The organism is Novosphingobium sp. (assembly GCF_025351285.1).
In the GTDB taxonomy this organism is placed as follows: domain Bacteria; phylum Pseudomonadota; class Alphaproteobacteria; order Sphingomonadales; family Sphingomonadaceae; genus Novosphingobium.
The window spans coordinates 20927-32493 of sequence record NZ_JANXWG010000069.1 but is presented as its reverse complement, the minus strand read 5'-3'; the positions used below and the strand labels follow the sequence as shown (position 1 = coordinate 32493).

Annotated in this window: 9 protein-coding genes and 1 pseudogene; 2 read left to right on the top strand and 8 right to left on the bottom strand. The window is 59.9% G+C overall.

The features are described from left to right. Positions 1-584 (top strand): annotated as a pseudogene (locus tag Q0R16_RS08625) (restriction endonuclease subunit R); the annotation flags it as partial. A gap of 658 nt (positions 585-1242) precedes the next feature. On the opposite strand, the gene Q0R16_RS08620 reads toward Q0R16_RS08625, so the two are convergent. The 8 genes from Q0R16_RS08620 to Q0R16_RS08585 all read right to left on the bottom strand — a co-directional run bounded on the left by Q0R16_RS08620 (position 1243) and on the right by Q0R16_RS08585 (position 10576). After that, positions 1243-2517, bottom strand: coding sequence for a DUF4417 domain-containing protein (locus Q0R16_RS08620; protein ID WP_295635044.1), 1275 nt, complete (start codon positions 2515-2517; stop codon positions 1243-1245). A 32-nt stretch (positions 2518-2549) separates the two neighbouring features. Further along, a complete protein-coding gene (locus Q0R16_RS08615; protein ID WP_295635041.1) occupies positions 2550-2900 on the bottom strand; it encodes a hypothetical protein in 351 nt (116 codons plus the stop codon). Further along, the gene (locus Q0R16_RS08610; RefSeq protein ID WP_295635038.1) at positions 2900-3466 is read right to left on the bottom strand and encodes a hypothetical protein; all 567 of its coding nucleotides are present in this window, start codon (positions 3464-3466) and stop codon (positions 2900-2902) included. Before Q0R16_RS08610 ends, Q0R16_RS08615 begins: the two co-directional genes overlap by 1 nt. Positions 3467-4017: 551 nt before the next feature. Then, complete coding sequence (locus Q0R16_RS08605; RefSeq protein WP_295635034.1) at positions 4018-5226, bottom strand: threonine ammonia-lyase; 1209 nt, start codon at positions 5224-5226, stop codon at positions 4018-4020. Further along, a complete protein-coding gene (locus Q0R16_RS08600; RefSeq protein WP_295635031.1) occupies positions 5223-7562 on the bottom strand; it encodes a transketolase in 2340 nt (779 codons plus the stop codon). Before Q0R16_RS08600 ends, Q0R16_RS08605 begins: the two co-directional genes overlap by 4 nt. Beyond that, positions 7559-8308: an SDR family oxidoreductase gene (locus Q0R16_RS08595; protein WP_295635028.1), complete on the bottom strand. Its 750-nt coding sequence runs from the start codon at positions 8306-8308 to the stop codon at positions 7559-7561. Before Q0R16_RS08595 ends, Q0R16_RS08600 begins: the two co-directional genes overlap by 4 nt. Before the next feature lie 4 nt (positions 8309-8312). Continuing rightward, the gene (gene hisD, locus Q0R16_RS08590) at positions 8313-9632 is read right to left on the bottom strand and encodes a histidinol dehydrogenase (RefSeq protein WP_295635026.1); all 1320 of its coding nucleotides are present in this window, start codon (positions 9630-9632) and stop codon (positions 8313-8315) included. A 2-nt stretch (positions 9633-9634) separates the two neighbouring features. Further along, positions 9635-10576: an ester cyclase gene (locus Q0R16_RS08585; RefSeq protein WP_295635024.1), complete on the bottom strand. Its 942-nt coding sequence runs from the start codon at positions 10574-10576 to the stop codon at positions 9635-9637. A 61-nt stretch (positions 10577-10637) separates the two neighbouring features. Here Q0R16_RS08585 and Q0R16_RS08580 point away from each other — a divergent pair, with 61 nt between their 5' ends. Next, a complete protein-coding gene (locus Q0R16_RS08580) occupies positions 10638-11561 on the top strand; it encodes a cupin domain-containing protein (RefSeq protein WP_295635021.1) in 924 nt (307 codons plus the stop codon). Positions 11562-11567: the final 6 nt, after the last annotated feature.

Genomic DNA, 11567 nt, shown 5'->3' with positions numbered 1-11567 from the left:
CCCAGCGGATTTTCTCGCAGATGAAGACGCATTACCGGCAAACGCCCGCCGAATATCGGGCGAGCAAGGTGCGGTCGTTCCGCGCGTTGCCCCCGCAGCAATTCAGCTATTCGCTCGCCAAGCTGTTACCGATGTCACAGGCGGCGATGCCGCTTTCGACGACATCCGGTTTCACCTTCACCGGCAGTAGCAAAAGCCCGTATCAGTTCCACAAATTCCATTCCGATCCCGAACGGCGTTTTGCGGTGATGATCGACAGCGGATTTGAAAAGGACGTGCTGCGCTGGCTCAAGCCGGGACGCGGGCAATTCAGGATCGAATATCAACCGGGCAAGCCATATGAGCCGGACTTCGTGATCGAAACCATTGCCGAAAAGCTGATCGTCGAGGTGAAAGCCGACAATGAAATGGCCGATCCCACCGTGCTGAAAAAGGCGCGGGCTGCTTCGGAATGGGTCAAACATGCCAACGAGTTTGCCACCGATGGCGACGGGAAGCATTGGCGCTACGCCTTGGTTCCCGCACAGGCGATCACCGAAAATGCGACACTGACCGGGCTGTTGGCGGCGTATGTGCGGGTCTAAAGCGAACAAAGAGACGTAGATGACATCTGTTGTCGCAGACTTTGCAGCAGCCGATGATCTGTTGCGCGAAGCGGGCCAAGGGCGACTGGCTGGCCATGGCTCAATCGTTCTGCAAAAATCTGGTCGAATTGGTCCTCTTGTCGAGATTGCGATGGCTGCCATGGCGCATGGCGACCAATATCGCGGCGTTTCCGTGAACAGCTCATTTGCCGCGCCCCTGAATCAAGCGCTACGGTCGCGCTGTCCATTCGGCAGTAGCTATGGCGATTGCGCGGGCGCGTTCCCGCTCAGCGCAGTCAATCCGGTCACTTCGACGGCGCCGGAATGGGATCAATGGGCGACTCATGCGGAGAATATCGCTAAGGCTAAGGGATTGAATTCGCACCTCGTTGCGGGCTTGTTAGGCGCACTTATCGAGATTCAGGATAATGTCTATGAACACAGCGGCGCTCCCGAAACCGGCGTCGTCGCCTACGCGACGACAACCAGCTCATTTGAGTTCGTGGTAGCGGATCGCGGTATCGGAGTGCTGTCCAGCCTGCGGCAGAACGCCAATTTCGCAGACGTAAGCGACGCGGGCGTTGCGCTGGGATTGGCGATAACGGATGGTGTATCGCGCTTTCCGTCAGAGACGGGACACGGCCAAGGCTTCAACCAGCTATTTCGTGCGCTTGTTGGCCACAACGCCGAACTGCGATTTCGCAGTGGCGATCATGCTCTGACCCTTAGACCCGGTCGCGATTTCACCGAAGGCGCGTCGGTCTTGGCTCAAGTTGCCCCGCTGGCCGGACTGTCCATATCCGTGTTTTGCAATGGTGGGGCTTTGCCCTGAACGCACTACCCTTCGATCTGCGTGCAGACGTTCCAGATAGGTATGGTGGCTATGCAGGGTAGCGACGTTCTGTTGAAGCAACCCGTCAAGCGGCTCGCCAGCAGCTGTTGGGTGGCTGCGCCAATGCAGTTTACCGGAATCAGTAAAGTGAGCCTGCTTGCGGCAACGAGTTTTGTGGAACGCATCGGTATCAATCACCGTGACCGCATCAAATGATTGACGAAGGGGTTCCAGCACCCTCGCTCCACCTCGCACCATAAGACGCAGGGGGCGATTTACGACAGCGGCAAGCTGGCGAAGTCGGGCAACATGCCAATCGATTCTGCTACCGCGCCCTGCCCCGGTTGCAAACTCGACGGCAATGGATTGGATCTCGGGGCGAGCCGCAATCAGTTCAGCCCAGCGCTGATAGTCGCGTTCGGTGCGGGCGTTGACGTGGAGCGAGGCGGGCAGCCCCGCCTCGGCCATTTCCACCCAAGCCAATAATATCCGTTTCATAGCGTGCAAGTTGTCGGTGCGCGGCACGTCAGTTAGCACGCTGAAATTAGGCGGTGTGATAAGTGCGATGCCTAGCGATTGGAGCTGACCAAGCAACTCGGCACGGTTCGGCAGTCCCCAATAGCGCTCGATGTCGGAGTCGCGCCCAACGCCCGACACCACAATGCGCGCTTCCGACGCGATGCCGAATTGGTTGGAGAGAGCTTCACGGTCTTTGAATTTCAATGATGCGTTGCCAAGGTCGATGAGCGCGTAGAGTGGGATGGCGACGATCGGGAAATTGAGGCGTCCGTGCCTTGCTGAATTGTGCTCGATCAGCGGGACCATGCTCGGCAACGGATCAACACTAATTTCGGGCGCTCGCCGCGCAGTCGCCAAATCGAAACCGCCGATTTCACGCCATCGAGCGACGAATGCCGCCGGATTACCTCGGCACACCAAATCGCAAGATGCCTTGTCTGCACAGCGACAATAATCGTTGCAGTCAAAAAAACTGGAATCTTTGTGCGCGCCGCCACAGGTGCCGCGATCCACGCAGGTCCAGCATCCGAGCGACGCGGATGCGGTTTCCGCATCGTCCCATAACGCTTGCGTATTTGGCATTTGCCGGGGGGAGTGTTGTTGAGGGGGGTCTTTCATCTGATACTCAGCTCCGCATTGTTGCCAAACAAACCGACGCGCTCCACCATGCCGAGGGCCACCCCACCGCACCCATCAATGGCGGCGCGAACATCTGCCGAAATCCCCTGAATTGCGCCGACCTGCCGGTGGCCGCTGCACACAATGACCGCCTGTCCGTTGCATTGCACAACCACTTGGTCGCCAACCTTCAAAGTCGATCCGCCGCTAAGGTCGGCGGTCACAATGCGCTGCCGATGGGTGAATTGAACGTCGAACAGGCCAGGGGATGTTAGGCGGTCCAATCCTTTGTCCCAGCGCTTGCGCCACGGTTTGCCAGACTGTTCGCGGATGAAATCGACGCCCATCAAATCGCCTCCATCACAGGCGCAAACGTCTTGGTCTTACCGCTCTTGAATTCCATCAAAATGCCCTTGGCGGTGAGCGTTGCGAGCCGGTTGTTCCATGCGGTTGTCCCTATTCCCTCGTCGGGGCGGAGCTTCGCCAGTTCCGGTGCCGAGATACGGTGATGCTGGGCAATGAGCTTCATGGTGGACTGTTGTGCTGCATCCAGTTCGCCAAGAATATGCGGCTGCGAAGCGTTCCCCGCGTCGCTCAGCGCACACGCCCAGATCGCGTCATTGCGATCCTTGAGATATACGGAAAGCTCTTCCTCTATGGTTGCGTTTGCGTTCGCCACGACCGGATACAGCATCCCAATGGCATTGCGACCGAAGTCACGGAAGCCGAGGACGGCCTCACGCAGGAATGAGCCGGTGGCGATGTCAACGCCTGCGAAATCGAGATAAGCAACAACCGGCGCGGTTACTGGCTCAGTTTCGCCGATAAGGCTGGCAAGCATCTGCCGCCCCATCGCGCTGCCCGCTAGGGTCGCCCTTTTGGCGGCAATATCGAATATGGAATACCGAATCATCATTATCCTCACTATTTGCAGTGAGAATAATGATGATTCGGCTGATGTCAATTGGTCCCGCGTGATGCCGCGCAGTTATGAACAATGGGGGAGTGCTGCCCTGCAGCATGTGTGGGTTTGGCGATGGCCGAATCCCGTCCGGGATTTTGGTGGCCAGCATGACAGGCGTTCGGCTGTCATTTCGCAGGTTTGGGGTGATGCCCGTTCGGGTTCATTCCACCCCGATCAAACATGATCCAAAGCCCAGTTCTGGGCTGCTTTTGGCTCATGTGAAGATGGTGCCCCCGGCCCGAATCGAACGGGCACTCCTTGCGCAACCGCATTTTGAGTGGGACGAGACTACCTTAAATGTTTGATAACTAATAATATTTTCTAAAAAGGGCAATTTTTGTGTAAGGTTTTGTGCAAGTGTGTAAGACTTGTGTAAGACTTTCCGACTGCAAATCGGACGCGCCTGACATGGCGATTACTCTTTTCGCAGACCTCGATTCCACTGTCCAGAAGCAACCGATGATTGATCCCCGCTGAAACGCCGCATCGAGCGACGCGCTCTATTCGATTACAAACCCCAGTTCGCCGAGTCGACGCTCGATGGACGGTCTCATCAGCGGGTCGGCGACCTCGATCTCAACTTCGACGCGTGCCGATTTGGCATCGTTCGAGAGGAAGGTACGGTCATGCACCACCGCATTGATGTTACCGCCAGCGAGCCCGATCTCGCTGCACAACTGCCCAAGCTGCCCTTGCTGATCCGCGATCTGAATTGAAAGACGGAACAGGCGCTCTTCGCGGACCATCTGCCGTTGCAATATGGCGCCCAGCAACCGGATATCGATATTTCCGCCGCACAGGATCAACCCCACGCGGCGATTTTTGAATCGCGCCGGATCCTGCAGGACTGCCGCCAGTCCGGCAGCACCCGCCCCCTCGCACAGCGTTTTCTCGATCTGCAGCAGCAATGCAATGGCGGTTTCGATCTGGTTTTCTGAAACCACCATGATGTCGGCCACAAGAGCCGCAACGTGAGCGCGAGTTCGGATTCCCGGCACAGGAACCGCTATGCCCTCGGCGATGGACGCGCCGCCAGTTCCGTCTAAACTCCAGTAACCCAGGTGCTGAGCCATCGACGGATAGCGTTCGGATTGAACGCCTATAATCTCCATTGACGGACAAAGCGTGTTCGCAACCGTAGCGACACCAGAGATCAATCCGCCTCCACCTATCGCGACAAGCACGGCGTCAAGCTCGGGCTGAACGTGAAGCATTTCCAGCCCGACTGTGCCCTGACCGGCAATCACAAGATCGTCGTCGAACGGATGCACCAAGGTCAGGTTTCGCCTCGAGATGAGATCGGGAATCGCGAGCGCCGCTTCGGCAAAATCGGCGCCAGACAGAATAACTTCCGCGCCAAATTTTGCCGTACGTTGCGCTTTGACCGTGGGTGTGTTGATCGGCATTACAATCGTTGCAGGAATGCCGAGCTGTCCGGCATGATAGGCAACTCCCTGCGCATGATTGCCAGCCGACACCGCGACGACCCCGCAGGAGCGCTCGTCTGGCGAAAGCGAAAGTAATTTGTTGAGCGCGCCGCGTTGTTTGAAACTTCCGGTAAACTGCAGATTCTCAAATTTCAGCCAAATCTCGGCACCGGTCAGTTCGGACAGGGTTTGTGAGTGCAGAAACGGCGTGTTTTCGATCCTGCCGTCAAACGCCCGCGCCGCCGCACGGACATCGTCGATCGAGATGAGCGCATCATTCACAAGAACAACTCCGCTGCGGCATCAAGGATCGCAGTCGCATCCAGCCGGTACTCGCGATACAGGTCGGGCAGGTCTCCAGTCTGACCGAATCGGTCGAGGCCCAGCGGCGAGACGCGATTGCCACGCACGCCTCCGATCCACGATAGTGTCCCGGGACTTCCGTCAATCACCGTGACGAGGCCCGCTGTTGGCGATAGTGCACCCAGCAGTGTTGCAATGTGCGCGGGCTCGCTGCCGCCCCTCCAGCGTCCCGCGCGAGCCGACGACCAGCCGCGATGGAGCAAATCCGGCGATGTCACGACGAGCAGCCCGATTCCGGGTACGTCGTCGAGTAGCTGCTCCCATGCGTCCAGAGCTTCGGGGAGAATTGCCCCGGTCGCGACGATTGCGGCTTCGGCGCCCGGTGCCGGTTTCCGCAACCAGTAACCGCCCTTGATCGCACCATCTTCCCAGCGCGCATCTTTGCGGCGCACTTGCGCGATAGTGCGGGTGGACAGGCGCAGATAGACCGCGCCGCCATCGTCCCTCTGCATGTGGCGAAACGCATGGCCCATCAGCAGCGCAACTTCATCGGCATAGGCGGGTTCGTAATAAGTGAGTCCTGGCTGCCCCATGCCGATCAGCGGCGAATTGATTGACTGGTGGGCACCCCCTTCGGGTCCCAGGGTCAAGCCGGCAGGGGTGGCGACCAGCAGGAAACGGCTGTTCATGTAGCAACCGTAGTTAAGCGCATCCAGCCCGCGAGCGATGAACGGATCGTAGACGGTTCCGACCGGAATCAGGCGCGTCCCGAACAGTGGGGCGGCGATCCCGGCCGCGGCGAGCATGAGGAAAAGGTTGCTTTCGGCGATACCCAGCTCGACGTGCTGGCCAGCGGGGCGCGCTGCCCACTTCTGCGCTGACGGAATTCGCGCGGCAGCGAAGACATCGGTCATGTCCTTACGGCGGAACAGTCCGCGCTGGTTCACCCAGGCACCCAGATTGGTCGAGACGGTCACGTCGGGTGAGGTGGTGACGATGTGATCGGCGAGTTCATGTCCCGACTTGGCAAGGTCGAGCAGGATCTTGCCGAAGGCGGTCTGCGTTGCTTGCTCTTCCCCCTCGGGGACCGGCAAGCGGTCCGGAACCGGAACCTGCGCGGACGGGCGATTTGCCACTTTGTGGCGCAGCGGGGATGCAGCGACGAAATCATCAACCGATGCGCGCAAATTGTCCCCCAGACCCTCCCAAGGCTCCCATTCGTGGCCGGGCGCAATTCCCATCTGGTCGCGCAGCGCCGCGATCTGGCTGGGGTTCATGAGCCCGGCATGGTTGTCCTTGTGCCCGGCGAACGGCAGCCCGTAGCCTTTGACCGTGTACGCAATGAAGCACGTCGGCGTGTCGTCCGCTGCCACGGCAAAGGCGTCCAGTAACGTCTCGATACAATGGCCGCCAAGGTTGGTCATCAAACGCGCAAGTGCGGCATCGTCATAACTGGCGATCAGTTTCCTGACCGTAGTGTGCTCGCCGATATCATGATTTAGCCGCTCGCGCCATGCGGCACCACCTTGGTAGGTGAGCGCAGCGAAATCCGCATTCGGGCACCGATCGATCCATTCCTCAATATCCTTGCCGCCAGGGCGTGCAAACGCCTCGCGTTGCAGCTTGCCGTGTTTGAGGGTAAGAACCCGCCAGCCGCAGGTCTCGAAAATATCATCGAACCGGTCGAACATCCTATCCGCAGTGGTCGCGTCCAGGGACTGGCGGTTATAATCGACGATCCACCAGCAGTTGCGGATATCGTGCTTGTAGCCCTCGATCAGGCATTCGTAGATATTGCCCTCGTCCAGTTCCGCATCGCCCATAAGCGCGATCATGCGGCCCGTATCGTCGCTCGCCAGCTTGCCATGCGCGACCAGGTAATCCTGTACTAGCGAGGCGAAGGCCGTGATCGCGACGCCCAGTCCCACCGAACCGGTCGAGAAGTCGACGGGTATCACGTCCTTGGTGCGGCTCGGGTAACTTTGCATCCCGCCGAAACCGCGAAATGCCTGAAGCTGCGCAAGACTTTGCTGATTCAGCAGATAGTGGATCGCATGGAGGATCGGCCCGGCGTGTGGTTTGACCGCCACCCGGTCGTTTGGTCCTATCGCCGCAAAATAGAGCGCGGTCATGATCGTCGAGATCGAGGCGCAGCTCGCCTGATGTCCGCCGACTTTCAGCCCGTCGCGGCTTTCGCGAAGATGGTTGGCATTGTGGATTGTCCATGACGCCAGCCAGCGAAGCCGCGCATCGATCGTCTGGAGGATCGACACCAGTTCTGGCGAATTCGAGTCGGCAGTGGACTTGGACATCATTCTGCGGTCCAGCCACCATCGACCACGATGCTTGTGCCGGTGACCAAGGCCGATGCATCTGACGCAAGATACACTACCGCGCCCATGACATCCTCAACCGTGCCAATCCGCCCAAGCTTGATCTTCGACAGCACCGACGCTTTGAATGAGGGATCGTCAAAAAACGGTTTGGTCATGGGGGTTTCGATGAACGTCGGCGCGATCGTGTTGCTCCGGATATTGTATGATGCAAGATCGAGCGCAAACGCCTTGCTCATTCCTTCAAGCGCCCACTTCGACGCACAATAAAGACTGCGGTTCACTCCGCCGACATGCCCCATCTGGCTGCCAATATGGATGAGGCTTCCCGATTTTGCTTCGGCCAGCATCCGCCTGACGCACAGCTGCGCGACGAAGAAGGCACTCTTCAGATTGAGGTCCAGCACGGCGTCATAGTCCGCCTCGCTCACCTCGATCATGGGTTTGGGCCGGTTGGTTCCAGCGTTGTTGACGAGAATATCGAAGGCCGGCCGCGCGGCGAAGAGATTTTCCACCGCAGCCAGATCAGACACGTCGAGCACTGCCCAATCGCCGCCCATTGCTTCGGCTGCTGTTTCGACTTCGTCTGCGCTGCGAGCAACGAGTGTGACGCGCGCACCCGCCCCGGCGAGTGCGGCCGCCAACGCCAGTCCGACGCCGCGGCCTGCGCCGGTCACCAGCGCGCGCCGTCCATCGAGCCGAAAGCTGGGCGTTGTCGGCAATGTCATGCGATCATGCTGCCGGCTCGGCCTTCCCCGCATAGGGGACGTTGCGTCCGCCATACCGGCGCACGCGGATATTAGCCTGCTCGCCGTGTCCCGCAAAACCCTCAAGCGCGCACAGCCGCGAGCAGTATTCACCGATCATGGTGCTGGCCTCGTTGGTCAGGACCCGCTGGTAAGTGCACGTCTTGAGGAATTTCCCAACCCATAGGCCACCGGTAAATCGCGCGGCTTTTTTGGTTGGCAGTGTATGATTGGTGCCGATCACCTTGTCGCCGAAACTGACATTGGTCCGCGCGCCGAGGAACAGGGCACCGTAGTTGGTCATATGTCTTAGGAAAAAATCGGGATCGCGGGTCATCACCTGGACGTGCTCGCTGGCGATTTCATCCGCGATGCGAACCATTTCTGCATCGTCCGCCGCGACGATCACTTCGCCGAAGTTTTCCCATGCGCGCCGCGCAATGTCCGCCGTTGGCAAGATCGTCAGCAAGCGCTCGACTTCGCGAATTGTTTCTTCGGCGAGGGCGCGACTGGTGGTCAGCAGTATCGCCGGCGAATCCGGACCATGTTCAGCTTGCCCGAGCAGATCGGTCGCAGCCAGCTCGCCGTCGCAGCCAAATTCGTCGCAGATCACCAGCGTTTCGGTCGGTCCCGCGAACAAATCGATCCCAACCCGCCCGAACAGCTGACGCTTCGCTTCGGCGACATAAGCATTGCCTGGTCCCACCAGAATGTCGACCGGGTCCATGCTGGCCGTACCCAGCGCCATCGCGCCAACCGCCTGGATTCCGCCGAGGCACCAGATTTCATCGGCTCCCGCCATTGCCTGCGCAGCCACGATTGCCGGAGCGGGCCTACCCCCAAATGGCGGAGCACAGGTAACGACCCGCTCAACCCCCGCGACCTTGGCGGTGATCACGCTCATATGCGCCGATGCGAGCAGCGGGTACTTGCCGCCGGGCACGTAGCAGCCAGCGGCATTCACCGGGATATGCTTGTGCCCCAGCACCACACCCGGCAGGGTTTCCACCTCGACATCCGCGAGCGAAGCCCGCTGAATTTGGGCGAAGTTGCGCACCTGCGCCTGGGCAAATTCGATGTCCTTGAGGTCCTGACCGGTCAACTGGTCGATACAATCCTGAATTTCGACATCGGTCAGACGGTAATTTTCTCGGTCCCAGTTGTCGAACCGCACGCTGAGCTCGCGTACCGCCGCGTCGCCGCGTACCGAAATGTCGGACAGGATGGCTTCGACTGTTTCACGAACCTTGCGGTCGCTGTCGGCCTTCGCCTCAAAATTTACGCTGCGTTTCAGATATTCGGCCACGATCAATCCTTGATTGGTAAAATTGCGAATAGATCGATGCCGATCTGGCCAAGCAGATCGGGAATATCGATCATCACCCAGTTCTCGATGAGCAGGTCGCCCCGGGCGCGCCAGAAATCCATGACCCGCATCGTGATCGCTTTGCCGGTGGCATCAAGGCCGAGCCAGCCCGAGCCCTTGTGCGTCGCGGTGATGCTGGGCCAGCCGGTCGATGCAACGAACGCGCCGTCGCCGAAGCGCGCGCGGTGGTTGCCGCCGACGCGATCGGGGAAAGCTGTCAGGAACGGCGTCGCGTGACCGCGCTCGTAGTCGGAAAAACCCTGGAAGCTTCCGATCGGCCCCGGCCCGAACCACCAGAAGTGCTCCGCGAAGAAATCGCGCATATTCATGGTTTTGAGTGAGCCGTCATACTTCATGAGCCCGCCGATCATGCCCTCGACAATGGCAAGGCTTGCCGCACCATCACCGTCAGGCCAGATGCCGCCGCCGCCAAGCGGGCCCGGAGCCATGATATTCGGGCCAAGCGGCGCGGCAAGCGGCCAAACCCCGGCCTGCAGCATCAGCGCCGGCAGATCGAGGATCACGATCGTTTCCGTAACCAACCCTGCTACCCAGCGCTGGAAGCATCCGAAGCGAAGGAAGGCCACGCGGCCCGTCGCCGGGATACCGAACAAGGGCGCGGTGAATATGCCGCAGATGTGGCCACTCGACGCCGTCCAGCTGCCGCCTTTGAAGTCACCCCGCATCGCTATGTCGGCGCGTACCTCATAGTTCGGCAACGCCGCCGCAAGCGGGGCCAATAGCCAGCCTGCGACGAAATCGGCACCCGCGCCCCGTTCTATCGGCCTACAGGCGTCGAGCACGTGGTCCGTAGCCAGTCGATCAAGCGCATCGCGGGCAAAGATGCCGTTTGGTCCGAGTTCTGCCGGAATAGCGATATTCATCGGAGCATATTGACTGCGAATGCAAAATACTGCAACCCTCAAACAGGGGACAGGAGCAAAAATGACTGAATCGGCGCTGCAGACAACTTGGACCGAAGCAGCATTGGAGGCTCGGGTGGTTCGCTATTCCGAGCTGCGACCATGCTACAACGCGTTCATAGATACGCGCACGCCGGGTTCGGAGGCGAAGGAAAACTTTACCATCATCGGCCCGGGAGTGTCTGAGAACCCCGACCAATATGTCCACATCACCGAGCCGCATGGCTTCAACATCGGCGGCGCGCGCCAGCCGCCCGGCTGCGTCAACTCGCAGCACAGCCACGATACGGCGGAAGTGTTCGTGGTTCACACCGGCACCTGGCGCTTCGACCTTGGCGAAACTGGCGAGGATGCGCAGGTGGTGCTGCACCCCGGTGACGTGATCTCGCTACCGACAGGCATGTTTCGCGGATTCACCAATATCGGCGATGATGCCGGGTTTCTGTTCGCAGTGCTGGGCGGAGACGACCCGGGGCGCGTGCTATGGGCGCCGCAGGTCTTTGACATGGCATCTGGCTTTGGGCTGGTACTGCTTGAAAATGGACGACTGATCGACACGCTCGCGGGCGAGGAGGTTCCTGCGGATGTCCGGCCGATGCTGCGAACCACCGAAGCGCAAGTAGCCGCCCTGAAGAGAGCCACTGCCGCCGAGGCCGAACTGCTTGTCTGGCGCGCGAACGCCGCCGAGGGGACTATGCCGATCATAGGCGAGAATGCGCCGCTCCGCTGGCCGCACCCGTTCTCTCTCGACCGGCTGGACATGATGGCGGATGACATATGCACGCCTGGCACACCCGAGGTTCTGTTCGTCCAGTCGGGCTCGATCACGGTCGAACTGGCTGCTTCGACGCTGACGCTGGGGCCAGGCGATGCCATGACAGTGCCCGTGGGCATCGAGCGCCGCCTCTCCGGCCCCGGATCCGTCGTGTACCGGGTAAGCGGCTGAAGCTCT

Excerpts from the sequence above, each read along its gene's own strand:
- Q0R16_RS08595 (WP_295635028.1), bottom strand. The coding sequence starts at position 8,308 with ATGACATTGCCGACAACGCCCAGCTTTCGGCTCGATGGACGGCGCGCG.
- Q0R16_RS08600 (WP_295635031.1), bottom strand. The coding sequence starts at position 7,562 with ATGATGTCCAAGTCCACTGCCGACTCGAATTCGCCAGAACTGGTGTCG.
- Q0R16_RS08610 (WP_295635038.1), bottom strand. The coding sequence starts at position 3,466 with ATGATTCGGTATTCCATATTCGATATTGCCGCCAAAAGGGCGACCCTA.
- Q0R16_RS08615 (WP_295635041.1), bottom strand. The coding sequence starts at position 2,900 with ATGGGCGTCGATTTCATCCGCGAACAGTCTGGCAAACCGTGGCGCAAG.
- Q0R16_RS08585 (WP_295635024.1), bottom strand. The coding sequence starts at position 10,576 with ATGAATATCGCTATTCCGGCAGAACTCGGACCAAACGGCATCTTTGCC.
- Q0R16_RS08580 (WP_295635021.1), top strand. The coding sequence starts at position 10,638 with ATGACTGAATCGGCGCTGCAGACAACTTGGACCGAAGCAGCATTGGAG.
- Q0R16_RS08620 (WP_295635044.1), bottom strand. The coding sequence starts at position 2,517 with ATGCCAAATACGCAAGCGTTATGGGACGATGCGGAAACCGCATCCGCG.